Below are 26,397 nucleotides of genomic sequence, written 5' to 3' on the forward strand. Positions count from 1 at the left end.
AGAAATGTGTAAAAGTAATGTCGATTTATCGAATAAACCACTGGATATTCAGATATAGCCACTAAATATTCAGGTATAGAATGTCTGGTGACACCATTTTTAATGTTTTTTACAGGGTAAAGATTTCGGAATGCCTCTCAAAAGTTTAACCAGAGAGATATCAGATCTCTCGGACTATCAGGTCTATGGCAGAGTATCTGGTGTTCTGGGAATGTTGGTTGAATTGTCCGGGCTTGATCGGCTGTTGGTGATTGGTTCGCGTTGTATCTTAATTGCAAAAGATGAAAGACGCGTGCCATGTGAAGTTATTGGTTTTCGGCAAGGCCATGCCTTGCTACTACCATTTGGATCGCTCGATGGTATTGGTTTGGGGTGTAAGGCAATCCTTGCTTCAAGTGAGCCTTCTATCCATCCTTCGGAAGCATGGCTTGGACGCGTTGTGAATGCCTTGGGAGAACCAATTGATGGCAAAGGTCCTCTGTTAATGGGGCCTGACCCTTATAAGGTACGAAGCTCTCCGCCACCGGCTCACGGACGACAGCGTGTCGGTGGTAAAATCGATTTAGGTGTTCGGGCAATTAATACTTTCCTGTCCTGTTGTCAGGGACAGCGCATGGGGATCTTTGCCGGATCTGGTGTGGGAAAATCGGTTCTGTTGTCCATGTTGGCCCGCTATACCTCCTTGGATGTTAACGTTATTGGTCTGATTGGTGAACGCGGAAGAGAAGTTCAGGAATGGCTCGAAGATGATTTGGGGCCAGAAGGACTTGCACGATCCGTTGTGGTTGTTGCCACATCTGATGAACCGCCGCTGATGCGGCGACAGGCCGCTTACATGACCATGGCTTTGTCAGAATATTTTCGGGACAATGGTCGGGATGTACTCTGCCTTATGGACTCTGTTACCCGTTTTGCCATGTCCATGCGTGAAATTGGTCTATCCGCTGGTGAACCCCCGGCAAGTAAAGGTTATACACCGTCGGTTTTTGCTGAATTGCCACAACTTTTGGAACGTGCGGGACCTGGCGTCAAAGCGCAGGGGTCAATTACGGGGCTCTTCACCGTTCTGGTTGAAGGGGATGATCACAACGAACCGATTGCTGATGCTGTTCGTGGTATTCTTGACGGGCATATTATTCTTGATCGGGCGATTGCAGAGCGAAACAGATTCCCAGCCATCAATTTACTCCGGAGCGTGTCACGTACAATGCCCGGGTGCAATTCGGACGCCGAGAATGAACTGGTGACCCGGGGACGGCAATTACTTTCGACCTATGATAACATGGCAGAGCTTATTCGTATCGGTGCTTATACCGAAGGATCTGACCCCGTTATTGATGAAGCCATTGCGCATAATGGTGGACTCGAAGCTTTCTTGACACAGGGAAAGTACGAAGAAAGCAATTTGGCATTAGGCTACGAACAATTGGCAGCCGCAATCGGGCTTCCTTGGGGGCAAGGCGGTGATCCGGCGGTCGAGTTTAATCCCGATTCACAAACTGGTGAAGCACATAGCCTTGGACAACACAATCTAGAGGGAACGGGGACTGAATCATGAAAACCCCAATTGACAGTATTGTTCGGGTACATAGCTGGAAGTTGGACGAAGCCCAACAAAAACTCGCCGATCTTGAGAGCCTGGCAATTAAGTTGGAGCAGGATATCGAAAAGCTGGACAATGAAGTCTTGAAAGAACAGGATTTTGCATCCCAGCATCCAGATGTTGCTCAGACCTATCCCGCCTACGCCGAAGCAGCACGCGAACGCCGCAAGCGTCTGGAAACCTCTATTGAAGAAGTCATGACCCTGAAAGCTATCGCACAACAAGAATTGCATGAAATCTACCAGGATCTTAAAAAATACGAAGAAGCACAGGCAAACGATATTAAACGCCAACAGGATGTTCTGAAGAAAAAAGAGCAAGCTGCCTTTGATGAAATGGGCATGCAGCAATATAGACGACGCAAAGCGTCGGAAAATAATTGATTATTATTAGTAGTAATTTTTAATAATGTTATTTCTCGTAATAGATAAGCTACCTGCTTCTGTCTCTAGGAGAATTGCCCTCAAAATAAATGTTATTGGATAGAACAGTTATTATTTAGGTGTGCGCATACTGGACCGCAAAATAGGACAGGTATATGTTGGCTTTAACTTATGTTGCTTTTTCAACCTATAGCACATAAGGAAATAAGATGAGCAAACTTGATATAACTGTTGTTAGTTCTATAGATGAATGGGTTCAGTGTCAGCATATACGATCGAGCGCTTTTTTATCAACAGAGCCATATCGTGAAGAGTTTGATGGTAAGGATTTTGAGTTGGTAACACATATCCTTGCTATCCAAGATACTGTACCTGTAGCTTGTATGCGTCTTCGATATGCATGTGAAAATACAATACATGGTGGGCGTCTAGCTTTGATGCCAAATCTGGAGCCACGAAATCGACTGAGAACCTTAAATGCGATTGCAACCTATGCTGATAGCTATTGTGTTAAAATGGGTTTTTCAAGAATTTTGGGTGAGGTTGCAGATCGTCGATTAATCAAATTTTGGCTGAGAAGGGGCTTTCAACTTACGGGGGGAAAGCCAATTGAATTTGGTGACAGACAATTTTGGCCGATTGAGAAATATATAAATGGTGCTTCAATTTTGAATAGTGCCGATGAGGTAAAATGATAACTCGTGAAGAAGCCCGGAACTGCAACAGCCTATCTGATTTTGAACTATTAGCAAAACAAGATAACCTGTATTTCTATTGGCAAAAGCTTACAACTGAATATGTATTTGTTCATGATTGTATGCCTGATGGTTTTCTTGATGCTTATTACGGACATGATTTGGATTTGGTGTGTCCTGGAGCCTGGGCTTTTCGAAAGAGGATTTGGCCAAAATTTACTTATCTTCAGGCAAAAAATAATGATGAATTTTGTTTTTATGACCCTGATAATTTAAGTGAAAAGCATTGGAATTCTTTTGGTATAAAGGACTGCCTTGTTATTTTATCTGGATCGCCTGATTTGAATTCAGTTGCGTGCTTTGCCTATGGTCATGAAATTATAGACCCGACTAATGTTTGTTTGCCATATATTGAGATGACTATGAAACTTGATAGTTGGCTATACGACTCTCAAAGTCTAAAGCCCTATAAAAGAGAATTCTCAGGTCTTTCTCCTAAAGAGAAAGAAGCGATCAAAATTCAAATTAATAAGCCAGGTTTAACGATTGCAGAGCAAGCGAAATACTTGAACATCAGTGTCCCTACCTTGAGGGCAAGGAGAGAGAGGATTGCCAAGAAATATGGTGTTTCAAGCTTTTCTGGTGCAATTCTGCTTGCAGAGAGATCAAGGGAGTTCTGTTATCGGTCAAGTAAGATTAAGATCGTTTGAAACTTTGCCATCTAATACTAAACTTTACTTTTGAGGTTCCCTCTCAAGCTCTTCTAATAACCACTTATGGAATGTCTTCACTTTGTGGCTTTCCGCGAGTTCTGGTTGACATACCAGATACCAATCACCGCTATGGCAAGTTTTTTCGCCAAAGGGTTTGACGAGGGGAGTGTTAGTATCTCTAGGGGTTGCAAAGGGACTGTTTGTCATGGCAACACCTCTGCCTTTGTTTGCTGCTTCTAGGGCGAGGAGATAGTTATCAAAGGTGATTTCTTGGTCCGGAGCCCAGTCTGATATACCCTCTTCCTGGAACCACATTGCCCAATCATGGTTGTGATTAAATAGTTGTAGAATGTCGTGTTGAAGCAGATCTTCGGGCCTATGAATCGGATGTTCCCCTGTCATTAAATCTTTATGACACATGGGAGACAAGCGTGCTTCAGCCAAATGATAGTAGACTAAGTCCGGATCTTTTTTTGCCGCCCAGATAATGCCAACATCTGTACCCGTTCGGTTAAATGACCAATCGAGGTAAGATGTATTAAGTTGTGCCTGGATACCCTTGCTAGCTTTATAAAATTCGTGAATTCGGGGGAGTAACCAATACATAGCGACGGTTATGTAAACTTGGACCAGCAGAGTTTTGGGGCGTTCGAGCGATTGAACTAAACGCGCCCCATCTGCAATTCGATCAAAGCTGTCCACGAGAATTGGCAGATAGAGTTTACCAGCCTCTGTGAGGACGACATTTCGTCCGGCGCGGGCAAACAGGTTTACACCTAATTGATCTTCAAGGTTTTTGATATGATGACTAATTGCCGAATGCGTTATGTTAAGTTCTTCGGATGCGAGGCGAAAATTCAAATGTCTTGCCGCTGATTCAAAAGCACGAAGCGCGTTCAAATTTGGCAGATATCTTTTCTTCAGCAATATCAAAACCCTCAAGTATAACGTGGAAAGAATCTGGATAACTATCCAAATTTTCTAATATTATGGCATAAAGTCAATTTGATATGGTGAGTAAAAGTGACCATTTGGTGAAAAAGGATCATTTGTCCGATTTTAAACAGAGACTCACAATAGACACAAATATCTTTTCCGGAGATACCCATGAGTGAAGTTGCTGTTTCATCCCGCCGTCGGGGAGGTCGTCAAGCCCGCCAAGCCTTGCGTGCCGCACCACTAGCCGAAGACAAACGCGCTATCCAACCCGGTTTGGAAAGTGGAAATTATAAAGTTCTAAATGATCTGCAGATAAAGCGTATTCATACTGCGGTATTGGATGTGCTGGAAAATATTGGATTGGCTGATGCGATCCCGAGTTGTATCGACGTTGTTACTGCCGCGGGCGGTGTACTGAAAGATAATGGCCGCCTAACTTTTCCGCGTGCCCTTGTCGAAGACATGCTGGTGAAGGTTAACCGGAATGTTGTCCTGCATGGACAGGACCCAAAGCACGATATGGATTTATCAGGCAGTAAAATCTATTTTGGCACAGCAGGTGCTGCGGTTCATATGGTTGATGCTCAAACAGGTGATTACCGAGAATCAACCACCCAGGATCTTTATGACATCGGGCGTATGGTCGACAAACTAGATAATATTCACTTCTTCCAGCGTTCGGTCGTGTGTCGCGATTTAGCTGATCCCTTCGATATGGATTTTAATACTTGTTATGCGGCTATTTCGGGGACGACCAAGCATGTAGGCTCTAGTTGGGTTGAACCAAGTCATATCGAGAAGTCACTGGAAATGCTGCACATGATTGCTGGTGGTGAAGATAAGTGGCGTGAACGTCCCTTTGTAAGTATGTCCAATTGTTTTGTCGTGCCGCCTCTCAAGTTTGCTGAAGATGCATGTAAATGTTTGGAAGTTGCCGTGCGGGGCGGAATGCCTGTGCTCTTATTGTCTGCCGGACAGGCAGGGGCGACATCACCGGCTTCATTGGCGGGATCTGTTGTACAGGAAGTCGCCGAAGTTCTCGCAGGTCTTGTCTATGTGAATGCGATCCAACCGGGCGCACCAGCCGTTTTTGGAACATGGCCTTTTGTTTCTGATCTTCGGACGGGAGCTATGAGCGGTGGTAGTGGTGAGCAGGCCTTGTTGGTTGCTGCTTGTGCACAAATGGGTCGTTTCTATGATTTGCCGACGGGCGTTCCGAGTGGGATGTGTGATTCCAAAATTCCTGATTATCAGGCCGGCGCCGAAAAGGGCTATAATCATGCGGTGACAGGCAATTCAGGAACTAATCTTGTGTATGAATCTGCGGGTATGCACGCCAGTCTTTTGGGTATGTGTATGGAAAGTCTTGTGCTTGATAATGATACAATTGGATCTGTTCTACGAACGGTTCGGGGGATCGATGTTAATGAAGATACCCTGTCGATTGAAGCAATCCGTCAGGTTTGCGAAGAAGGCCCCGGCCATTATCTTGGCTCGGATCAAACTCTATCAGTCATGGAAACTGAGTATTTTTATCCCGAAACATCGGACCGAAGTAGCCCCAATGAATGGGAAGAGAAAGAGCGTCCAACATCACTATCCAAGGCGACCAGCATTGTGCGGGAAACAATGAATAATCATTTTCCCCGCCATATTAGCGATGAAATGGATCAACAAATCAGAGCTAAGTATGACATCAAGTTGCCTCGAGATCTAATGACTGCAAAATAAAGACTTATGACTCGAAGAATAAAAAGCTACGTGACGTACAGTAACTTTAAACAGTAAATTATTTAAACAATCAGGCATGAGGTGAGATTTTATCGCTTCATGCCTGATTTATCTTGAGTTATCTAGGCGTGTAACGTTCAAGCCATTGTGCTGTTGTGAGAGCCTGCAATTAATTTTTGCGAACTCTGGCTTAATTTCTCCCAATCATCCGAAACTTCAAACGTGAGTTTCCCGGCAAAACCAGTGGCTTCGTTTGCCCCGTAGAACAGGTCAGATATTTTCACTTCCATTGTTCTGGGAAGGTTGTTTCTACTTCTGATAACGAGATCAAAACGTCCTTTTTTGACTAGGCCATCAAACTGCATTTCACCGTCACGGCTCATTTCTACTTCCAGCTTGAAACGAGTTACTTCTTCCCGATCCAAGTTGCCGCGTCCTTTTTTGTCGTGTTCTCTGTCTCTGACAAAAAGGTTCGCTTGGTGTAACTGGCTATCGTGCAGAATAGGGAGCTGAGTCATACGCCATTCTCCCTGTCCTGTTTCTACGGGTCTTGTTATGAGAGTACTCTCGTTGCTTAATTGTTGTGCCAGTTCAGGACGTCCTGCGGCGCGTAGCAGTGAAAGTGTGTCCTCTCCAGCCCAACCTCTGGGGGTACCGGATTTCAGGGCATTCAAAAATAACAGAATGCCCGATGTTAACGCAGACCCTTTTTGGGGGAGATGGCTTGCCAAAGCATTCATTTGCCCGTGTTGCCCTAGAGTGGTTAATGCACTTTGAAGTACTTGACGTAAATCCTGTCCCGGTTGGGATGGTGTTGTCGGTAGACGGGACCCATCACCTGCCTTTATTCCCTCTGGGTCGTCTAAAGATAGAAGGGTGAGGGATATCTGTGTTCCTACTGGCAAGGAAGCTTTTATCGCAAGTTGAATTGTACCTATGGCTGTTTGGACGATAGGATTACCTTGTGTACTTCCTGTTACAGTTGCTTTTAACACCGTCGCCAGTTGTGACGTTAGCGGTTGGGATGATGCCGGAGCACTTGATTGAGATGCAAGAGAGGTTGAGTGTTGCATCGACGGTGTGATGCCGGATGTGACCTGTGGGGCTGCACTTTTAGGGGGCGGGCCTAATACTTCCATTTTTACGGGAAATTGCGCAGCAGCTTGTAAGTTTTGCAGTGTCTTGGGGAGAGGAACAGAAGCACTTGCCGCAGGTTTACTGATAAGAGTTGCCTGAATTTGATGAGTTAGGCTGAGCTTATCTGTTGGATTTTGCTGTATTGGCCCTGGTTGATTTTTTGTTTTATCACCTTTGGGAATGATGAGAACTTCAAAGGGAGGACGATGTGTTCTGAACTGAACAATAACTTCTGTTCCGGCAGGGAGTTTAACATTTGTATTAACAGACAACTCGCCCAATAAGGTTTGGACAAGTAATTGTCCTTGTGGTGTTTGTCCCTTGATTGTTCCACTGAGCTGTTCTTGTATTTTCTGGTTGGTCAGTGTTGGCGGATAGTTCGCAAGCGTACTGGCCTGGGCTGTCTGTGTTGTGCTCGATGGAGCGGTAGGTGTAGTGGCAAGTGGTAGTCGGACCTTATTCATGCCCTTTTAGCAAATTCCGGGCAATCTGTTCGACACGCTCTGCTGCGGTTGATGTTGGATACCGAACCAGCAGAGGAGTTTGATTGCGAATTGCTTCCTTTACCTTGTTGTCGCGAACAATAATACCTGCAAGCGGCGGTGTTATCTTCAAGAAGGATTCACAAGCCTTGCGAATGGTGTTGTAGGTCTTGTGCCCGTCGTGCTCTGTTTCCGCCATGTTGACGATGACACGTAAATCAGCATCCGGGCGTTGCATTTTTGTCAGCTTGATAAAGGCATAGGCATCTGTGAGCGAGGTGGGCTCATCAGTTGTTATAACCAGGCACACCTGAGCTTGTGATGCCAACTGGCGGACTGTTCGGTCGATTCCTGCCCCGAGATCTAGAATAATACGGTCATAGGATTCAGAAAGGTTTGCAAGATCGGTTGTCAGGCTGTTTAAACGAGGCGCTGGCAGGTTCGCAAGATTTCCTGAACCGGATCGACCAGCAACAACATCAAACCCGCCGTCGGGGTAACGTACTGCTGCTTCTTCCAGTGAATAGCGACCATTTAGAACACCACCCATATCTTTATTGGGGGCCAGGCCAAGTTGAATGTCAACGTTCGCGAGGCCAAGGTCACCATCAAATAATAGAGTTCTGCATCCCAAACTCGATAAGGCGTGGGATAGAGTAATGGATAGCCATGTCTTCCCGACACCACCCTTGCCTGATGCTATGGCAATCATGTTCTTGCAGAGTAATTTATTGTGCAAAGATTGAACATTATGGTTTTTAGCTTGGTTCATCAGCGTGTGCCTGTTGCAAGAGAGTGCTGTTGGGATTCTAGTCTGGTAGGAAGCAATAGCCGTGCCAGAGATACTGGATTTATGGGGGATAATCCGTCTGCAATATGCGGGGAAATACCTGCAGCCATAAATGTAAGCTCTGCGCTATGGGCTGCTGTCAGTAAGCCACCAAAGCGCCGGGTCATATCCAGTTTTGTCGGAATGATGTATTTGGTATTTAAAGATTTGAACGCAGCAGCTTTATCGGCTGTTTCATAGACATCACCACCAGCTGGAATGATAAGGGTCGATACGGCATTCGAGGACTGGGCAAAATCTGCCAGATAATTTAGTGCATCGTCGTCAAAAGGGTTAACGCCCATTGTATCAATTAACAACAGGTGATTAGACGGAACTTTATTGATACATTCTGTCAACTTTTCAGGTGTCTCGGCGATATCTAAGGCGATCTGTAAGCGGTGACAGAACGTGGCGATCTGTTCTACGCCACCAGTTTTTTCTGCATCAATCGTTATTACGGTTGTTGGGATCTCTGATAATCTGGCCTTGGCACAGAGTTTTGCAATGGTTGAGGTTTTTCCATCCCCAGGTGAGCCAACAAGCATCAGCGGTTTTGATAATGCCTGACTGGGGATCTGCCCAAAGTGGAAATTGTTATCCAAAGCACCGGCAAGGGAAATGTGCCATTCAGAGGCGGGAATTCCCATGGCATGGCCTACCAGCATTTCGGTCATTTCATTGGGTAGGCGGTGAAAATCAAGCACTTCAGTTATTTCATCGACGATATCTACATCATCCTGAGGATCGCTTATCGCGAAATCATTAACAGGTTCATCGTCCAAACCTGCTGTCACACGTACGCCTTGGCCGGGACCTAGTTCATCTGTAGATAGGATGATGGCATCTTCACCTAGATCGACCCTGACCTGATTCATGGCATCAGGTAGATTTTCAGCGATATAGTGCTTCAACCGCATGCTATTATCGCTCCTGTTAGATGAAAATTGTCATATGTTTTTGAGTAAATCATAGGAGCTAAATAACCCCCAAAGTTTTAATTTTTGCTTTAGGGTGCACTTCATTCTGCGACATAACGACGGTTGTTGGCCGGAAACGTTCAACGATAGAACGCACATAAGGGCGAATAACCGGGCTGCTTAACATGACAGGTGCTTCCCCCATCATGGCGTGACGTTCAAATGTTTGGCGAACCGCTGTGATAAATTCCTGAAGTTGAGTAGGGGGCATAGAAAGTTGTTTTTCTTCGCCTTCGCCCACTAATGCTTGGGAAAAAGCTTGCTCCCACTGTGGGGAGAGCGTGATCATTGGAATAAAGCCTTGTTCATTTTGATTGTCGTTAGAAATCTGTCTGGCAAGGCGTGAGCGTACATGTTCGGTAATGAAAGTCGCATTTCGTGTGTAGGCGCAGGCTTCTGAAATGCCTTCGAGAATAGTTGGTAAATCACGGATGGAAATACGTTCACCAAGAAGGTTTTGAAGTACACGTTGCAAGGCTCCAACCGAAATCTGGTTCGGGATAAGATCGCCGATAAGTTTCTGATGTTCTTCACCGAGTTCATCAAGCAATTTCTGCGTTTCCGCATAGGAAAGCAGTTCCGAAATATTATCTTTTACGACTTCAGTAATGTGGGTGGTGATAACGGTCGAGGCATCAACAACTGTATAACCGCGGAAGAGTGCTTCTTCCTTTTGGCTTTCATCAACCCACATGGCTGGCAAGCCGAAAGTTGGTTCTACTGTTTCCTCACCAACAAGCTGGATCTTGTCGCCGCGCGGATCCATGATCAGGAACATGTTGGGGCGTAGTTCTCCTTCGCCTGCGGCTATTTCTTTCACACGAATTACATAGCTATTGGCCCCGAGTTGGAGATTATCTTGGATGCGTACCGACGGTAAAACAAACCCAAGTTCCTGGGCAAGTTGTCGACGCAGTCCCTTTATTTGATCTGTAAGCCTTTCGCCACCTTGGCCGTTAATCATCGGCAGAAGCGCGTAACCGAGCTCAAGGCGGAGATTATCAATTTGAAGGGATGCGGAAATTGGCTCTTCTGAAACAGGAGCAGGTTCAGCTGCTTCTAATTCTTTCTGATCCGCGAGTTCTGTTTTTCGTGTATCTTTTCTGTCGCTAAAGAAAGCAAGTCCACCAGTTGCCGCAGCCAGAAGAAGGAAAGGAAAAGAAGGCGTACCAGGAACTACCGCTAGGGCAAGCATAAGTGCAGATGAAAGACCAAGAGCACGAGGATACCCACCAAGTTGAGCGAAGATAGCTTTATCTGCTGAGCCTGTAGTGGTGGTTTTGGAGACGAGAATACCAGCGGCGGTAGAGACAACAATCGCAGGAATTTGGGAAACCAGTCCGTCACCCACCGTCAACAAAGTATATGACGTGGCTGCATCACCAACAGCCATGTCCCGTTGTGCAACGCCAATGATAATGCCGCCCACGACATTGATGAAGGTAATAAGCAATCCGGCGATTGCATCCCCTCGAACAAACTTTGAGGCTCCATCCATGGCGCCAAAGAAGTTACTTTCATCTTCCAGGTTTTTTCGACGTTCCCTTGCTTCGTTCTCATCAATGAGACCACTTGATAGATCTGCATCAATCGCCATTTGTTTTCCGGGCATTGCATCCAGGCTAAACCGGGCTGAAACTTCTGCGATACGACCAGCACCTTTTGTAATGACAATAAAGTTCACGATTACCAAAATGCCGAATACAATAATTCCGATAACAAAATTGCCACCCATAACAAAGTTGCCAAATGATTCTATTACCTGTCCTGCTGCAGCTGTACCCTCATGTCCATTCGCAAGTATCAGTCTTGTTGAGGCAAGATTGAGTGAAAGCCGTAACATTGTTGCGATCAATAAAACAGTAGGGAAAGATCCAAATTCTAACGGTCCGTGAATGAATAACGCGGTCATTAGAATGAGGACAGAAAGTGTAATTGATAATGCTAAAGAAATATCAAGCAACCAACTTGGCATTGGCAAAATCAAAACAATCAGGATTGCGATAACGCCAAGGGCCAAAGCAATGTCACCGCGTTTCATCGCTTCTATGGCTGAAGCGATGACGGGGGGCAAGCCTAGTTTATTGCCATCTTGTTGTGGGCTACTGTCAGACATACTGTACTCTGATACTGTTTACGTGATTACTCAAACCGATGGGCTCAAGTGTTCACTCATATTGCCTGGACTAGTGATCGCAGTTCCATCTTCGCTATAAATTTTTAACTTATTGCGAAGGGTTCGAATGGAGATACCCAGAATATTGGCCGCGTGAGTTCTGTTTCCTAAACAATGTTCCAAAGTGTTCAGAATTAAGTCTTTCTCAACATCTGCAACGGTTCTCCCGACAAGTTTTTCATCGACAGGAGCTTCTGAACCTCCGACATTCGGTGACGTGGGGTGAGAAGATGGTTGTCCCCCTCCATAGGCTTGCGCTGCAGCCGTACTTGTTGGTGCTTGGGTAACAACGGTTTGTGCTGCTGCAGCTGGTGCAAAATTGGACCCGGTTAACATAATGGCTTCGGGGCCAACAAGGTTATCACGGGATAAGAGCACAGCTCTGTGCATTGTGTTTTCCAACTCCCGAACATTACCCCGCCAATGATGTTGCATGAGTTGGGTCATAGCTTCTGGCGTGATTTCTGGTTTTGCGACACCATTTGATTCTGCATACTTACCAAGAAAATGGTCCGCCAAAATTTGGATGTCCAGCGGGCGATCCCGCAGCGCTGGCATTTCTATTGTGACAACGTTGAGACGGAAATAAAGATCTTCCCGGAAGTTCCCTTTTTTAACTTCTTCTTCCAACTCTCTATTCGAAGTTGCCAACAATCTGATATCAACCTTGATTGGTTGATTACCACCGACACGATCAATTTCGCGCTCTTGTACGGCCCGTAACAGTTTTGCTTGTAGACGGGGATGCATTTCAGAAATTTCATCAAGCAGAAGAGTGCCACCATTCGCTTCTTCAAACTTTCCGATCCGTCGGGAGATCGCGCCGGTAAAAGCCCCTTTTTCGTGCCCGAAAAGTTCGGATTCCAAAAGGTTTTCTGGAATAGCTGCACAGTTAACTGAAATAAAATTTCTCTTTGCACGTTTTGATTTTGTGTGCAGGTAACGAGACATTACTTCTTTACCTGTACCACTTTCACCGGTGACCAAGACCGAAGCATCCGAAGGGGCAATCTGTTCAGCTAGTTTTAAGACTGCTGCTGTCGCAGGATCTTTATAAATCAGCGAAGTTGTTTCTTCTGTCACTGCGGCTAAGACAGCTGCAATCAATTCGGCATCAGGAGGGAGGGGGATATATTCTTTGGCACCGGATCTGATGGCATCACCAGCTTTTGATGGTTGGGTGCCGATACCACAGGCAATGACAGGAACCGAAAAACGCTCGGCATCTAGATGTTTACAAAGCTTATCGATGTCCAAACCGATATCAACTAACAACAAATCAGCGCCATTTCCTGTACGTAAAGAGGCCATTGCCTGATCAACGTCATCAACGGTTGCCACTTTGGCACCTTTTTCAAAGGCGATTTTGCCGGCAGTGATCATATGTCCTTCTAGCGAGCCAACAATTAGTAGGCGCATAACTTACTCTCCTGGTCGACGATTATGTATGAAACCGTCTTAATCAAAATAATTCACTCTCTGGTCCGGAGAGAGAATAGTGTTCAACATTATTTCCAAACGTCTTGGGTTCTCTTGCTTGCACACAGAACAAATCCCAATTGTATAGATCTGGTTTACGATTGCTTCTGTTTGCGAGATCCTCTCCAGCTTGGCTGCTAAGGGATGAAAAATCATGTTTGATAGAATAGCCCCATAAAAGGTCGTTAGAAGAGCCACAGCCATGCTGGGTCCAATTGTACTGGGGTCTTCTAAATTACTGAGCATTTGCACCAGACCGACAAGAGTCCCTATAAGCCCCATCGCCGGGGCAACTTCGCCCGCTCTTCTGAGGATATTGGCAGAACGTTGATGTCGATTTTGTGTTGCAATGAGTTGCTGCTCCAAGACAGCTTCAAGCTGTTCCGGGGCAATACCATCAACAAGCATTTCTGTTGCGCGGTGCAAAAAGCCGCTGTTTTGGATATCTTTCAGGTGCTTTTGTAGTGATAAGATACTGTTCCTACGTGCTTGATCTGCAAGAAAAAGAACCTGAAGTGCTGCATTCCCGGGCGTTTCTGCTTGATACAAGGCAGCGCGTAACATTGTTTTTTGTGATCTGCTTACCTCATCAAAGGTGAATGAGATTGTTGTCACTAGAAAAGTGCCGCCGATGACAATCAGGATTGCTGGCAAATTAAAGAATGACCCTGGGGATCCCCCTAGAATCATAGCTGTAATTATGATCAAAAACGCACCTACAACGCCACCAAGCGTTGCATAATCAACCGTTGCATTGGATTGCGGGCGACTGGGGACTTGTGTCCCTTCTGTTGCGCGCGTTTGAGATGTATTTGCCATGTTCAGCTCTTATCCCAAATGGTCTTAGTTGCGATCCATCTTGATGATCTCTGTCATTGTGACGCCGAGGCGGTTTTCAACAACAACGACCTCGCCACGTGCGACTAATCTATTGTTTACATAGATATCAATGGCTTCGCCAACTTTGCGGTCAAGTTCAATAACAGCACCTCGACCCAACTTAAGAAGTTGACTGACTTGCATGTTTGCTTTGCCGAGAATGGCAGAAACTTGAACTGGAATATCATAGACTGCTTCCAGTTCTTTTGCATTGGTCGGTGGACGTCCACCGGGTTCAGGCATTGCTGATTCATCCTCCATCTCGGGCATTTCTGGTACAGAAGGAAAGGCGTCATCAGCTGCGTTTGGTGTGTCGTCTTCGTCGTTCATTGTGTCATCTCATGTGTTGGTACATCTGCCAAACTATCTTTATCTGGTGTTGTACTGGTTTTCCCGGTAGTTCCGGGCAGTGAGAAATTTGTTATCGCTCGCTCGATTATCGTTTCAATTTCCTGCATAAGTTCTGTTGCAATTCTTTCGGCACCACCTTCTGCCCATTCGACCCGAACGTCTCCGGCTGACATACCTGGCTCTGACAGGAATACCAGGTTGCCGTTAAATCCACTTTGTTTTGCAACGTGCTCCAGTTTTTCCTGAACATCATCCAGTGTTATGTCGGAAACGCGAATAACTAATCGTGGTTCTTGCGGCAAGCGGTCAAGGCACTCGCGAAAGACAAGAACGATCTCGTCTAAAGCAGTGTTCTTCACAAGGCTCGGGAACAGTTTTTTTACTGCAATTAACGCGACTTCCATTGAAAGACTTTGTAAGTCTTGGATTTGAGATTGCTGGGTTGTCTGCAAAGCCTGTAGCTGGTGCCCCATCTGGCTGATTGTTTGAGCAAGTAGTGCTTCGGTTGTTTCCGTTGCATGATTTTGTGCATCTATTTGCCCTGCAGCAAAACCTTCAGCATATGCTCCTTGTTTTTCTGTCTCTAAATCCTCTAAAGAAATGGTACCTTCCGGTAAGGGAACTTCTTCGTGCTCAATAACTTCTTCTGGTGTTGGCTGCGCAGGCGTGGAATTGCCCATAAAATCAGAAAAATTGTCAGAGCTTACTTTGCTCTCTTTGCTTTTTCCAGATTCGCCTCTACCTTCAAATGAGGTGTCAAAAAGGAATTTTTGTGTAGAACTCACCACTACTTACTGCTCCTAATACACCAACTCGTCTTCGCCTTTTGAATCGGCCATGACGATTTCACCTTTTTCAGCAAGGTCTTTGGCGATGGTAACCATGTACATCTGAGATTCATCGACATCTTTAAGGCGAATTGGTCCCATTGCCTGCATATCTTCTTTCATAATTTTAGCGGCACGCTCGGACATGTTCGTGAAGAACAATTCTCTGAGTGTTTCTGATGACCCTTTCAGTGCAATTGCTAACTTGTCTTTCTCGGCAGCACTTAACAAAGTTTGAACGCCGCCTGGATCCAGATTGCCGAGATCTTCGAAGGTGAACATGAGAGCCTTTATTCGCTCTGCTGAATCCTTGTTGCGTTCTTCCAATGCATTCATGAAACGGCTTTCCACATTCCGATCAAGGAAGTTGAAGATATCAGCCATCATTTCGTGTGAATCGCGTCTGTTGGTCCGGGCTAGATTTGACATGAATTCATTCCGAAGTGTTCTTTCAACATCGTCCAGAACATCTTTTTGAACGGCTTCCATGCGGAGCATACGCATTACAACTTCCATTGCGAATGGTTCCGGAAGCAGGCCAAGAACCCGGGATGCATGCTCAGGTTTGACTTTGGAAAGAATGACAGCCACGGTTTGCGGATACTCGTTCTTCAGGTAATTTGCGAGTACATTTTCATTAACATTCGCAAGTTTTTCCCACATGGTACGACCTGCAGGACCACGGATCTCTTCCATAATTGTGTCGACCCGGTCTTTGTCCAGGACCTTCATCAACAAGCGTTCAGTACTGTCGTAACTACCGACAATAGTACCTGTCGTTGAGATTTGGTCTGCAAATTCTACGAGTAAACGTTCAATAAGTTGAGCGCTAACAGTACCAAGTGTTGCCATTATTTGTGAAAGTTCACGGATTTCATCATCTTCCATAATGGAAAACAATTGAGCTGTTTGCGATTCACCCAGTGCCATCACCAGAAGGGCTGCCTTCTCGGGGCCGGTCATTGTTCTGTAATCGTCACGCATACTTGTTGCTCTTACCTATGATAATATTCGGGCGTTTAAAGATGTTATTTACCTTCCTGATAAAGCCAGCCGCGTAAAATTTGGACAGCTTCTTCAGGGTGTTTTTCAACGATTTCACCGATTTTGTTCAAGGAAGAAGCGCGAACACGTCCCTCTACCTTGTTCATATCGATCATTTGTTCGATTTCATTGTTGACGCCGCCTGCTTCTACTGGAAGTCCTGCTTCGTCGGTTCCACCAGCTGTTGATGTGAGAAGCGGTGTTCCATCCGCACCAATTTGTGCAGGCATACCGGGGATCATCGCAGCACCTGGGGCACCAGCGGGTGCAGCTATTACCATAGGACGGCCATCTGGGCCTGGAATAGTTATGGTACCACCACCGCTATCGCCTGCCGGAGCGAAGTCACCATCAATAACCCGGGTAACAAGAGGACGTACAACAAGGAGAAGAATAAGGATTGCAACAATGCCTAGGATAAAGAGTTCAGCAAACCGCATCATGTCTTCTTTATCCATCCCCAAAACACCTTCTTCAGGAAGGAGTAATGGATCGAGTTCGGCAAAACGGAAGTTAGCTATCTCAACAGTATCACCACGATTTTCATCAAATCCTACGGCTGATCGGACGATAGCGCCCAGTTGAGCAAGGTCTTCCTCGCTTCTGCTGGTAAAGTTCCGAATGCCTTCTTCATTCACCTCTGTAATATCATTGATGATGACTGCAACAGATAAGCGTCTTACTGCACCTGTTTCTCGAACGCGAGTTTTAATGATTTTTGAATTCTCGAAATTTACCGTTTCTTCAAGGCGAGAGCTATTGCTCTGACTTCCTGATGCGCCGCCAAGTTGACCTAAGTTTGCATCCGGCAGGTTATTTCCTACTGTGATGCCTTCATTACCAGCGTTATCAGCTTCATTAGCACTTTCTTCTACGGTTTGAGTGGAGAGGACAACTTGCCCGTCGGGATCGTAGGTTTCCGAGTTTTCCGTTACCCTGTCAAAGTCCATTTCTGCAGAGATCTGAACCTGTGCATTTCCCCGGCCAACATAGCGTTCTAATAATTCCTCGACCGTACGCATCAAGCGTGTTTCGTATGCAACCCGGCGTTCGTCCGCAGTACTGGTCAATTGATCCAGATCACCTTCTTCTCCGCCACGCGCTAATAGATTTCCTTTATCATCGATAATAGAAACATTGAGAGGTTTCATGCCAGGAACAGCGGCTGAGATCAGGTGCTGTATAGAAAGAATTTGTTGGCGATCAAGCGTATTGTTGCCTTGGGTAGTGACAACGACTGAAGCTGAAGGAGATTGCTTGTCTCTGCTAAAGAGCTCTCGTTGTGGTAATACAAGGTGAACACGTGCCTGTTTAATACGGTTTATAGACTTAACCGTTCGGGACAGTTCACCTTCGAGAGCTCTTAGATGATTAATGTTTTGTACAAAGCTTGTTGTGCCCAAAGCTTCGGACTGGTCAAATATCTCATACCCGATCGAGCCACCGGATGGCAAACCTTTTTCAGCCATTGCAACACGCATTGCACCGACTTTGTTGCTGGGTACGTAAACAGCATCACCAGCAGGTGAGAGTTTATAGGGAACCTGAAGCTGTTCCAGTTCGCTGACAATCTGCCCGCCATCTTGAGTATCCAGATCAGCATACAATAGCGCCATTTCTGGAGTGGCAACACGACCAGTAAGGTAGATGAAAAATGCGATAATAGCTGCTGCAACACCGGCCATTATGCCAAGGCGTACAGGCCCAAGATTCTTTAATGTATCAACGAATGTATTCACTACCGCAGGATCCGAGTTATTGCTGTTTACTTACTGACAGTTAAATCTGTTAACACTAACCTACCGCTATTCGGTAAATAGGACGTTAACAAAGGAAAAAATTGCCTAGTAGTAGGAAAAAATTGCCCAGCGGATTGAATCAAATTTTATCTATATAAGTCAAGAGCTTATTGTTATAATAACAATAAGTTCAGTAAACAGTACACATTTTAATAATTAGTAATATAGAAAATATACGAAAAAAATATATCTTCTTTAATGTTTTGGCGTGCCTTTATGCTCTGTATCAATACGATATTTTTGTAGATGAGTGGTTCTTAGGCCGCGTAATCCATGATTATCAATTAAACGCTGCCACGAAAGGAATTCTTCCAGAGACAGTTTGTAGCGCTTACAGGCATCATCCAAGCTTATAACACCGTTTCTGACCCCGGCGACAACCTGTGCCTTCCTGCGTATAACCCACCTTTTCGTTTCGGGTGGGGGGAGATCATCAAGAGAAAGAGGATGTGTATTGATATCCGCATCACTCGTCCGTCGGCTAAGATTGCGAGACGGCATTGTTTTCTACTCCAGCTATTCAAATACGAAATGCTTTTATAGCTTGTGGATATTGAAAAACTATTAATATCAATTATTTAGATAATTTATCTTAAATTTTATGTATTATTTGAATTGTCTTTTTAAACAGCCTTTTAAGAGAAAAAAACAGCCACCCGATTTGGGCGGCTGAAAAAATAATTTTTTGTTTTCTTTTAATTTTGCCTATCGAGCAATTCTGATGAGCTCATCAAGCATTTCATCGGCCGTTGTGATGATCTTTGAACTCGCTGAATATGCTTGCTGAGTAACAATCATCTTTGTGAACTCTTCGGCAAGATCAACATTTGATGCTTCTAGTGAAGAAGAAGCGATAAGGCCAGCGCCGCCAATTTTAGGGCGGTTCAGCAAAAAGTTCCCTGACTCTGCTGTTGCGCTGTATGCATTACCTGTTCGCCCCTCAAGACCGTTGGGGTTTGGGAACATACCGAGAGGAATCTGTGCAATATCCAGCTGTTCTCCGTTATCAAAAAGGGCTGTAACCACGCCTTCTTCACTGACGGATACGCCTCGGAAGTTACCAAAAGTTACACCATCCTGTTCTGCAGAGTTAAGAATGAAGTTACCAGAGAACTGAATAATACCACCGGCTGCCCCAACTGTGCCCGGGTCAAGGGCAATGGTGCTGTTCGTCGCGCCAGTTGTTCCAATTGACCAGTCAATTGTAATAGGCGGCATGTTGATCAAGCTTGGCACACCTCCTGAAAACTGTATGGTCCTTGGTAGGTTAGCAACAATACCACTTGTTGCGCCGTTTAATGTTGGGTTAAGAACCGTCATTGACCAATCATTGGGGGCAGTTTTCGTGAAGGCAAGCTGTAGATCATGCGTATTGCCCAGGTCATCAATAACCTGGGTTGTCGCTACATATTGATCATTATATTGTGTTGCGCTTGAAGCTGAAGCTGCTGCTGTTTCTGTAATGCCATTCCCATAGCTAGCAATATCAATAGTACTTGTAGAGCCGTTATTCCAAGTATAAAGCGGATCCGGGGGAGGAAATCCTGATGTTGGGCGTCCCGTAGCTGGATCAAAAACAACATTTGTTGGCCCGCCGTTGTTAACTGAACCACCTCCTGGTGCAAGAGCTTCAAATGACCATTGATTAGCTGCTACAAGTTTTGTCCAGCGATAGGTTACGGGTTGTGCAACACCTGTTGGGTCATTTACAGAGGTTACAACATCATGTGTTGTGCCTGCCACTGCCGCACTGTTTAAGTTAGCTTCAATTAACACATCACTTGTCTGTTCCGTAGGAAGAACAGTCGATGGCAAGTTAAGTGATAGTTCCAGATTTGTTGTTGCTCTGGCGGTGCCGTTCAAGTTTGCAATGTTGACGGTTTGCAAACCTGTAAAAGTGCTACCACTTGTTGGTGTCGAGCTACCTGGCGTTATAGGCCAGCCTTGTAGGTAGTAACCACCAGCATTGACCAAATCTCCTGAGGCATTTGGCCTGAAAGAACCTGCCCTAGAGAAAAGGTACTGAGTGCCCGTCGTATTGCCCGCACGGTCCGCTACGACAAAGAAGCCTTTACCCGCAACAGCTAAGTCTGTTGCTGATGCTGTTCCTTGTAATTGCCCTTGTTTATCAATGTTTCTCAACGGCGCTGAACGAACACCACCAGGTGCATAAAGCGTTTCACTTGATGATTGAGCTACCAAAGTTGAAAATCGTGCAGTTACACCTTTGTAACCAGTCGTATTGACGTTCGCGATATTGTCCGAAATCATGCCCATAGCATTACTTTGAGCTGAGAGCCCGGACACGCCAGAATAAAGGGCACCATAAATACTCATGATCCAATCTCCCTAGTAATTAAAGTTGCTGTTAGGCAGAGCAAGCTCTTGGTCCGATAAAATAAATCTATGTAAGTACTCATTTTCATCTTAAGAACTTTCTGCTGTGGTGGACTGTTTTTGAATGACGGCTTGAACACTGTTAAGAGGTGCTTCAATTTCGCCGATGTTCAAAATCACGTTGCCGTTGCTCATTTGGACGCCAGTTACGGTGCCCTGAATACCCTGGGCGGTTTGAATTACTTTTTCTTTAGAATCTTTTGCGACAACACTAAAAGCATAGATACCTTTTTCCATATCATTGCCATTGTCATCTTTGCCGTCCCAATGAATTTCATGTTGACCAGCAGAAGTTTGACCTTGAAGAGTTCTAACTGTTTTGCCTTCAGAGTTAAGTATTTTTATCTCAGTCTTTGCGGCGTTTGCTGTCAGTCCATAAATGGCATCTGCACCTGAGTCACCTAAACTGAGAACGATACTGTCTGCTTTTACTTCTTTGCCAACGTAATCAAGGGCAGAAGTCAACTGCGTGTTGCTTTGCAGGGCGATCAAGCTGTCTAGTTTCTTGTTTGTGTTCAAACCAGCCTCAGTTTGTGTAAACTGTGTCAGTTGATTAACAAATTCAGTGTTATCGGTAGGCTCTAACGGGTCTTGGTTTTTTAGCTGTGTTGTTAACAGCTTCAAGAACATGTCAAAGGTATCGTTGATAGACTGTCCACCCGTTAATGACCCTGATCCGCTGGAATCTTTATAGGTTACTCCGTTAACGGGGGCTGGAGCTTGTGCTGCTTGTGTATCCATTTTGCTATCCTGCCGTCCGGTTAAACGTTAATATCCAGATCGCCATCATGTGACGATTGTCTTATTGTTTCAGTTGCTTCAGCCATGTCTTCTTCATTACTGGCAGAGTTGTCTGGACCAGCAAGTTCTGAGCCTCGATTTGACGTGGCGGCTTGGTCGTTCCCATCTTGCTTAAGATTAAAGCTCAGACTTTGCCCATCTGTTTTAAGTCCCGCATCTTGGAGGGCTTTTTCAAGCATCCGCGAGTCTCTCTGAAGCATATCCAAAGTATCAGGGCGTTCAGCTGTAATCATGGCTTTCATTGTGCTGCCATCGACAATTTCCAATTTTACATCCACACGACCGAGTTCTGATGGATGAAGTTTAATAGAAATGCTGTCTTTATTATCGCCAACGGCTTTTCTGATATGAATCGACAGTTGATCTGCCGGTGTTACATTCATTGATCTAAGGGTACTTTGCATAGGTGCTGTCGGTGTTGGCTTGGATGTACGACTGGTTGCAGCCAATGTGTCAGCAAAATTAATGCCAGCAGTTTGAGCTTGGACTTTTGAATTTGTTGTCTGTCCAAGATCTACTTTCATCATGTTGTTATTATTTTGGGACTGGCCGTTTGCATTATTTCCATTCTGACCCGAATTATTCGCAAGAACGGCCTGAGCGACTTGCCCAGGTGTCGCTGCTTTGCCATTAACGGATTGTGCTGCCGTAGGAGTAGCCAAACCTTTTGCTCTATCCTGTGCGCTTGCATTTGCTGACGCAGTGTTTATGTCTTGACTGCTTTGCGCATTTACTGACGCGGAGGCTGTAAGGTTATTCGTTGGCTTGGATGTTACGTCGGTCTCGGTCACTTTTATATTTGCAACACCAGCTTTGTTTGCACCTGGATTAACGTTCTCAGGTTTTACGGCCTGTTGGTTTGTTGCAATAGGTACAGCTTGATTGGCCTGTGAACTGGTTGCAGATTGTTTTAGTTGGGCTGCTGATTGGGCTGCTGTTTGTTGAGTTGTGGGCTCGGCAACGACAGCAGTTATATCAGAGTTGCTCTCTTCGGATGTATCGTGAGAAACAGTTTCTTTATGATTTGAAATATCATCGTTATTTTCGACTTCAGAAGCATCTGCGTGGTGATCTTTTCCCTCAGATAATGCATCAGAAGCATTGTGATCATTTGTTGAATCTTCAGATGCTTTTACATCGTCATCTGTAGATGATGTGGAAGATTTTGTGCGAGCTTCTTCATCTGCAGATGATCTGGTTTCGAAACTCTCTTTCGGAGTACTAAAGCTGATTTCACGCTCTGCAGGCCAGGGTGTTTTGTTGAAAATTTTCCCCAGCAAAGAATTATCACGTGTGAGCGACGGATTGACCGCCGCTGATTTCCCGGCAGAGCCAACAGAATTCAGGTATTCTGCGAAGACTTGACTCGCGTTTGAGGCGGCCTGCTTACCCTTTGTGGTTGACTGCTGTGAAGCGGTTCTTGTGATGTCGATATTATAATTGTTCATCGTTCTATCCCTGAATCTTTAATCTTTAGGCCAGGTGGAGACCAGAACGACGATGGTTCTGGGTGGATGATAAAGGCCAGGCAAAGCACTCTTCTTCCAGAGAGGGGTGAAGTGTTACCCAGATTTGTCGAAAGCTCATCATAAGCGCGATTGATTCTTTGGCTGATTCAAGATCATTCTTTACATTGGTACGGGTAATGTTGGCGATCAGACTTAGATGCGTTTGCATAAAAGAACTACGGACATTTTCTGAAATGTCTGCTTTCATTTCCTCTTCAATAGAGTCCAGCAAAGCAGATGCCTTCATCGTAGAATTGAAGCGTTTTTCAATTTCAAGAGTGGTCACAGCATCTTTAGCTTCGCCAAGTGCATTTATAGCTTGATTGATAAGCATTAAAACCTCACCAGGAGACGTATTGATGGTGTCAAATGATGTTGCTGTATTATCTGCTTGCCAGTGCATTTTGTGTCCAATCTATCTTGAATGACAAAAACTCAGGATGATTAATGCAAGGTGCGGGCCAGTTTTGATGGGCGTTCTTTGTTATTGATTTTTAAAGGTAAAATTTGTGATGGGTGATTAACCGGAAAAGAATGCCGAGTATAAATTATTGAAAATGGATAAAAGGTGCCGGGTTAAGAACAGATTGGTTCCGTCAAGGTATATGTGCAATTATTTATCATTTTGGTATCAGCAAGATGTGCATTAGTCCTCAATGATTACGGCGTTTTAAGGTCTTTATATATAGGTGTCTAATACTGGGTGTGTATCTGGGGTTAATTGTGGGGAGGGTGTTTTACAATATAGGTTGACGTAATTTATTGCGTTTGGATGACGTTTTGTGTTTAGCGCATTTGATGAAAAATGCATTTGCGGAGTGGTTTTTCTTTTTAGTATCCATTTCTATTTCAAGGAAGTTTTTGAGCACACATTTAGAGGATGGCCAGTGTTTATTCAGGTTTGGCTACAAGTAAGTACTTTTTTCCCTTTACGTCCTTTTGCTAGGAATCGTTTTCCATAAAAGAAGGCAGAAATCGACACCTCGCTAGGTAAGTTGGGTAAATATAGTTCTGCGTAAGTTGCCATATTCTTTCTTAAGCTATTGTTTTGTTGTGTAAAAATAAAATTGGCACAACCTTTGCATTTTTCATCTCGAATTCAACGCATGCCGTCTTGAGCGGTGGAATGGCAAGCAGCCTTCCGTTGAGCTAAATGTGAAAGGAAAGAACATGCCTACAGTTACAACAAATACAGCAGCGAACTCTGCGTTGCGCTTTTTGAACCTGAATTCTCAGCGATCAGGTAGCTCAATTTCCAAACTTGCCTCTGGTTCGCGGATTGTGAACGCATCTGATGATGCTGCGGGTCTTGCAATTGGAACGCGACTTCGTGCTGATAGTAATGTGTTACAACAAGCGTCGATCAACTCTGCTCAGGGTGCCTCTGTGATGCAGGTCGGGGATGGTGGTCTTGCTCGAGTATCAGATGTTTTGCAGCGACTGAAATCCTTGGCTGCGGCCTCTCTTTCTGGTGTGCCGACAGTTGTTGAACGTGGATTTATCAATGCGGAGTACTCTCAACTACTTTTGGAAATTGATGGTATTGCAAGTAGTACACGCTTTAACGGTGAATCGCTTTTAGATGGTACAGGTGCACAGTTCGGTGCTGGAACGGTTAATTTCTTTGTTGGGGTAACACCGGCTGATGTGATTCCTGTGAATATTTCCAGCTTAAGTGCTTCCGCTGCTAATTTTACATCCGGGGGATTGGCTACTGGCGGAACGACTCTTGGTACAACTTCTGTAACTACTCCTGCTGCTGCAACAATCGCGATGGCTTCTGTTGACACGGCAATTAATGAAGTGTCAGAAGCGCGAGCTAATATTGGTTCAATCGTTTCCCGATTTGAATTCAGACAGCAACAAGTTGCGACTTCAAAGGAAAATATTGATGCTGCCCTTTCGTCTGTGATGGATGTGGATCTCGCTGCTGAGCAGTCTCGCCTTGTGTCCTCGCAGGTACTTGTTCAAGCCTCGGTATCCGCGTTGTCTCAAGCGAATCAGTTGCCTCAGACATTGTTATCGCTACTGCAATAATCCGGCACTTATTAACTTTCACATAGCTCTTTGGGCGCCCAGGATGGGCGCCCAATTATGTGTAAGTGAATTTTTTAGATTTATTGAAGGTCTAAAGAGAAGGTATTCAGTTTTCTTAGATTTTTTCTATCTGATGTACTAAGTGTATTATGTTGGTTGAATTAATTTAACTCAGTGGAACTGTCTTGATACCGTTATTAACCCCAGATATGCCGTCTACCCAAGATTTATTGCCTTATCTGAAAATGATAGATAAGGATAAATGGTATACGAACTTTGGCCCAAGATTACGTGCCTTTGAAGATCGCTTGATTGATCATTTCAAGGTTCAAAATGAAAACATTACGACAGTTTCAAGTGCCACAACCGGTCTATCGATTGTTCTTAAGATTTTAACCTCCGAATTATTAGCATCTTCTATAAAAAAACGTAGTACATGTTTGCTCCCAGCCTGGACATTTGTTGCGTCTGCTCAGGCTATTGTCGAAGCCGGCATGGATGTTTTGTTTTGTGATGTTGATCCGGTAACGGGGGCTTTGACACCAGAAATTGTTTCTGAATATTTAAAAATTCCTTCAAATATTAAGCCAGATGTCATTATGCCGGTGGTTCCCTTTGGGGGGACTGTTAAGGTTACTGATTGGGATGCTTTATCGGTAAAAACAAAAATTCCTGTTGTTGTAGATGCCGCTGCGTCTTTTTATTCTTTAGAAGCAGGTAACAGTCCCGCCGTTGTTAGTCTTCACGCAACAAAAGCTTTTGGGGTTGGCGAGGGAGGTGTAATTATTTCTAAAAATAAGGAAGTCATTCGAGACGCGCGTCAGTTTAGCCAATTCGGTTTTTCTGTTGGTCGAGTTGCTTTGTCTTATGGCGGAAACTATAAATTGAGCGAATACCATGCGGCTGTCGGCTTGGCGCAATTTGACCGCATCGGGGAAATGAAACAACGGCATTTAAATATAAGAAGAGAATATTTTGACCACTTTCCTTCCTGCGAAAATATTGCCTGCTTACCAGGCGAGGATACAAAAATAAGTTCTACGCTTAATGTGATCTTTGACGGGAAAAAAGCGAATACAGTTGTGGAGGCGTTAAGAAAACAAGGAATCGGAGCTTCAGTCTGGTGGGAAGATCGCTTGCATCGAAATCAATTGTTTAATGCTTTGAGTGTAGGGAATTCTTTTCCTGTTACAGATATTTTTTATGACAGTGTTGTCGCTTTGCCATTCAGCACGAGCTTGTCGGAAAAAGATATATCGTTAGTTGTAAGTGGGATTCGGTCCGTCTGATTCTCATAACATTACACGATTTATCAAGATGATAAGCAGTATTTGTAGCATTGTTCGTCGATGATACTTGCATTTGTTAACTAAATTTTAATATTCTATATGCAAGTTTTGATAATAGCTGAGGATATGTTTGTAATATTTTCAGCGAAGCTATTCTGATCCAGGAAGGAATGGAATAGTAGGTTGCCAAGAAGGCGATCTTTAAAGTGGCTTTACTCAGGATGGGTTTAGCTAAATATACTTCAAGTAGAAGGAATTATATTATGCCCGTAGTTGGTACAAATACTGCAGCAAACTCTGCAATTCGTTTTCTCAACA

The 26,397-nt window shown here is 44.7% G+C and carries 23 protein-coding genes; 7 read left to right on the forward strand and 16 right to left on the reverse strand.

From position 1 onward, the window contains the following. Positions 1-130: 130 nt before the first annotated feature. The 4 genes from fliI to WH96_RS19815 all read left to right on the forward strand — a co-directional run bounded on the left by fliI (position 131) and on the right by WH96_RS19815 (position 3,391). Positions 131-1,558, forward strand: coding sequence for a flagellar protein export ATPase FliI (gene fliI / locus WH96_RS19800; RefSeq protein ID WP_082130611.1), 1,428 nt, complete (start codon positions 131-133; stop codon positions 1,556-1,558). Beyond that, positions 1,555-1,986, forward strand: a complete 432-nt coding sequence (locus tag WH96_RS19805; RefSeq protein WP_047765978.1) for a hypothetical protein — start codon at positions 1,555-1,557, stop codon at positions 1,984-1,986. The genes fliI and WH96_RS19805 overlap by 4 nt, the downstream gene beginning before the upstream one ends. 209 nt (positions 1,987-2,195) lie before the next feature. Continuing rightward, on the forward strand, positions 2,196-2,681 hold the full coding sequence (locus WH96_RS19810; protein WP_047765979.1) for a GNAT family N-acetyltransferase: 486 nt from the start codon (positions 2,196-2,198) through the stop codon (positions 2,679-2,681). Further along, a complete protein-coding gene (locus tag WH96_RS19815) occupies positions 2,678-3,391 on the forward strand; it encodes a helix-turn-helix transcriptional regulator (RefSeq protein WP_047765980.1) in 714 nt (237 codons plus the stop codon). The genes WH96_RS19810 and WH96_RS19815 overlap by 4 nt, the downstream gene beginning before the upstream one ends. Positions 3,392-3,415: 24 nt before the next feature. Here the strand turns inward: WH96_RS19815 and WH96_RS19820 are convergent, their stop codons facing one another. Further along, on the reverse strand, positions 3,416-4,321 hold the full coding sequence (locus WH96_RS19820; protein WP_047765981.1) for a LysR substrate-binding domain-containing protein: 906 nt from the start codon (positions 4,319-4,321) through the stop codon (positions 3,416-3,418). Between the two features lie 180 nt (positions 4,322-4,501). Between WH96_RS19820 and WH96_RS19825 the strand changes: the two genes are divergently transcribed. Continuing rightward, positions 4,502-6,064 (forward strand): trimethylamine methyltransferase family protein, encoded by a 1,563-nt coding sequence (locus tag WH96_RS19825; protein ID WP_047765982.1) that lies wholly within the window; start codon positions 4,502-4,504, stop codon positions 6,062-6,064. A 137-nt stretch (positions 6,065-6,201) separates the two neighbouring features. Here WH96_RS19825 and WH96_RS19830 read toward each other — a convergent pair whose 3' ends face one another. The 15 genes from WH96_RS19830 to WH96_RS19900 all read right to left on the reverse strand — a co-directional run bounded on the left by WH96_RS19830 (position 6,202) and on the right by WH96_RS19900 (position 23,156). Continuing rightward, entirely contained in the window at positions 6,202-7,665 is a 1,464-nt protein-coding gene (locus WH96_RS19830; RefSeq protein ID WP_047765983.1) for a hypothetical protein, read from the reverse strand. Then, positions 7,658-8,455, reverse strand: a complete 798-nt coding sequence (locus WH96_RS19835) for a MinD/ParA family protein (RefSeq protein WP_047765984.1) — start codon at positions 8,453-8,455, stop codon at positions 7,658-7,660. Before WH96_RS19835 ends, WH96_RS19830 begins: the two co-directional genes overlap by 8 nt. Further along, positions 8,455-9,432, reverse strand: a complete 978-nt coding sequence (locus WH96_RS19840; protein WP_047765985.1) for a flagellar biosynthesis protein FlhF — start codon at positions 9,430-9,432, stop codon at positions 8,455-8,457. Before WH96_RS19840 ends, WH96_RS19835 begins: the two co-directional genes overlap by 1 nt. 58 nt (positions 9,433-9,490) lie before the next feature. Continuing rightward, a complete protein-coding gene (gene flhA, locus WH96_RS19845; protein WP_053006164.1) occupies positions 9,491-11,608 on the reverse strand; it encodes a flagellar biosynthesis protein FlhA in 2,118 nt (705 codons plus the stop codon). Positions 11,609-11,638: 30 nt separating this feature from the next. Beyond that, a complete protein-coding gene (locus WH96_RS19850; protein ID WP_047765986.1) occupies positions 11,639-13,087 on the reverse strand; it encodes a sigma-54-dependent transcriptional regulator in 1,449 nt (482 codons plus the stop codon). Between the two features lie 39 nt (positions 13,088-13,126). After that, on the reverse strand, positions 13,127-13,966 hold the full coding sequence (locus WH96_RS19855) for a motility protein A (RefSeq protein WP_047765987.1): 840 nt from the start codon (positions 13,964-13,966) through the stop codon (positions 13,127-13,129). Between the two features lie 24 nt (positions 13,967-13,990). After that, entirely contained in the window at positions 13,991-14,296 is a 306-nt protein-coding gene (gene fliN, locus WH96_RS19860) for a flagellar motor switch protein FliN (protein WP_047766004.1), read from the reverse strand. A gap of 56 nt (positions 14,297-14,352) precedes the next feature. Further along, positions 14,353-15,162: a FliH/SctL family protein gene (locus tag WH96_RS19865; RefSeq protein ID WP_156176873.1), complete on the reverse strand. Its 810-nt coding sequence runs from the start codon at positions 15,160-15,162 to the stop codon at positions 14,353-14,355. 15 nt (positions 15,163-15,177) lie between these two features. Beyond that, positions 15,178-16,188 (reverse strand): flagellar motor switch protein FliG, encoded by a 1,011-nt coding sequence (gene fliG / locus WH96_RS19870; protein WP_047765989.1) that lies wholly within the window; start codon positions 16,186-16,188, stop codon positions 15,178-15,180. A gap of 44 nt (positions 16,189-16,232) precedes the next feature. Then, positions 16,233-17,987: a flagellar basal-body MS-ring/collar protein FliF gene (gene fliF / locus WH96_RS19875; protein ID WP_047765990.1), complete on the reverse strand. Its 1,755-nt coding sequence runs from the start codon at positions 17,985-17,987 to the stop codon at positions 16,233-16,235. A gap of 255 nt (positions 17,988-18,242) precedes the next feature. Next, on the reverse strand, positions 18,243-18,548 hold the full coding sequence (gene sciP, locus WH96_RS19880; RefSeq protein ID WP_047765991.1) for a CtrA inhibitor SciP: 306 nt from the start codon (positions 18,546-18,548) through the stop codon (positions 18,243-18,245). Positions 18,549-18,752: 204 nt separating this feature from the next. Beyond that, entirely contained in the window at positions 18,753-20,384 is a 1,632-nt protein-coding gene (locus WH96_RS19885; RefSeq protein ID WP_047765992.1) for a flagellar hook protein FlgE, read from the reverse strand. A gap of 90 nt (positions 20,385-20,474) precedes the next feature. After that, positions 20,475-21,185 carry a flagellar hook assembly protein FlgD gene (locus WH96_RS19890; RefSeq protein ID WP_047765993.1) on the reverse strand — a complete coding sequence of 237 codons (711 nt, stop codon included), beginning with the start codon at positions 21,183-21,185 and terminating at the stop codon, positions 20,475-20,477. Between the two features lie 20 nt (positions 21,186-21,205). Next, on the reverse strand, positions 21,206-22,693 hold the full coding sequence (locus WH96_RS19895; RefSeq protein ID WP_047765994.1) for a flagellar hook-length control protein FliK: 1,488 nt from the start codon (positions 22,691-22,693) through the stop codon (positions 21,206-21,208). Positions 22,694-22,718: 25 nt separating this feature from the next. Beyond that, the gene (locus WH96_RS19900; protein ID WP_047765995.1) at positions 22,719-23,156 is read right to left on the reverse strand and encodes a flagellar protein FliS; all 438 of its coding nucleotides are present in this window, start codon (positions 23,154-23,156) and stop codon (positions 22,719-22,721) included. A gap of 767 nt (positions 23,157-23,923) precedes the next feature. On the opposite strand from WH96_RS19900, the gene WH96_RS19905 reads away from it, so the two are divergent. Next, positions 23,924-24,790, forward strand: coding sequence for a flagellin (locus tag WH96_RS19905; protein WP_047765996.1), 867 nt, complete (start codon positions 23,924-23,926; stop codon positions 24,788-24,790). 185 nt (positions 24,791-24,975) lie between these two features. Continuing rightward, complete coding sequence (locus WH96_RS19910; protein ID WP_156176874.1) at positions 24,976-26,079, forward strand: DegT/DnrJ/EryC1/StrS family aminotransferase; 1,104 nt, start codon at positions 24,976-24,978, stop codon at positions 26,077-26,079. Positions 26,080-26,397 lie beyond the last annotated feature (318 nt).

Origin of the sequence: Kiloniella spongiae, assembly GCF_001026905.1 — a bacterium.
GTDB classification, from domain to species: Bacteria; Pseudomonadota; Alphaproteobacteria; order Kiloniellales; family Kiloniellaceae; genus Kiloniella; species Kiloniella spongiae.

Excerpts from the sequence above, each read along its gene's own strand:
- fliI (WP_082130611.1), top strand. The coding sequence starts at position 131 with ATGCCTCTCAAAAGTTTAACCAGAGAGATATCAGATCTCTCGGACTAT.
- WH96_RS19805 (WP_047765978.1), top strand. The coding sequence starts at position 1,555 with ATGAAAACCCCAATTGACAGTATTGTTCGGGTACATAGCTGGAAGTTG.
- WH96_RS19810 (WP_047765979.1), top strand. The coding sequence starts at position 2,196 with ATGAGCAAACTTGATATAACTGTTGTTAGTTCTATAGATGAATGGGTT.
- WH96_RS19815 (WP_047765980.1), top strand. The coding sequence starts at position 2,678 with ATGATAACTCGTGAAGAAGCCCGGAACTGCAACAGCCTATCTGATTTT.
- WH96_RS19825 (WP_047765982.1), top strand. The coding sequence starts at position 4,502 with ATGAGTGAAGTTGCTGTTTCATCCCGCCGTCGGGGAGGTCGTCAAGCC.
- WH96_RS19830 (WP_047765983.1), bottom strand. The coding sequence starts at position 7,665 with ATGAATAAGGTCCGACTACCACTTGCCACTACACCTACCGCTCCATCG.
- WH96_RS19835 (WP_047765984.1), bottom strand. The coding sequence starts at position 8,455 with ATGAACCAAGCTAAAAACCATAATGTTCAATCTTTGCACAATAAATTA.
- WH96_RS19840 (WP_047765985.1), bottom strand. The coding sequence starts at position 9,432 with ATGCGGTTGAAGCACTATATCGCTGAAAATCTACCTGATGCCATGAAT.
- flhA (WP_053006164.1), bottom strand. The coding sequence starts at position 11,608 with ATGTCTGACAGTAGCCCACAACAAGATGGCAATAAACTAGGCTTGCCC.
- WH96_RS19850 (WP_047765986.1), bottom strand. The coding sequence starts at position 13,087 with ATGCGCCTACTAATTGTTGGCTCGCTAGAAGGACATATGATCACTGCC.
- WH96_RS19855 (WP_047765987.1), bottom strand. The coding sequence starts at position 13,966 with ATGGCAAATACATCTCAAACGCGCGCAACAGAAGGGACACAAGTCCCC.
- fliN (WP_047766004.1), bottom strand. The coding sequence starts at position 14,296 with ATGCCCGAGATGGAGGATGAATCAGCAATGCCTGAACCCGGTGGACGT.
- fliG (WP_047765989.1), bottom strand. The coding sequence starts at position 16,188 with ATGCGTGACGATTACAGAACAATGACCGGCCCCGAGAAGGCAGCCCTT.
- sciP (WP_047765991.1), bottom strand. The coding sequence starts at position 18,548 with ATGCCGTCTCGCAATCTTAGCCGACGGACGAGTGATGCGGATATCAAT.
- WH96_RS19885 (WP_047765992.1), bottom strand. The coding sequence starts at position 20,384 with ATGAGTATTTATGGTGCCCTTTATTCTGGCGTGTCCGGGCTCTCAGCT.
- WH96_RS19890 (WP_047765993.1), bottom strand. The coding sequence starts at position 21,185 with ATGGATACACAAGCAGCACAAGCTCCAGCCCCCGTTAACGGAGTAACC.
- WH96_RS19895 (WP_047765994.1), bottom strand. The coding sequence starts at position 22,693 with ATGAACAATTATAATATCGACATCACAAGAACCGCTTCACAGCAGTCA.
- WH96_RS19900 (WP_047765995.1), bottom strand. The coding sequence starts at position 23,156 with ATGCACTGGCAAGCAGATAATACAGCAACATCATTTGACACCATCAAT.
- WH96_RS19905 (WP_047765996.1), top strand. The coding sequence starts at position 23,924 with ATGCCTACAGTTACAACAAATACAGCAGCGAACTCTGCGTTGCGCTTT.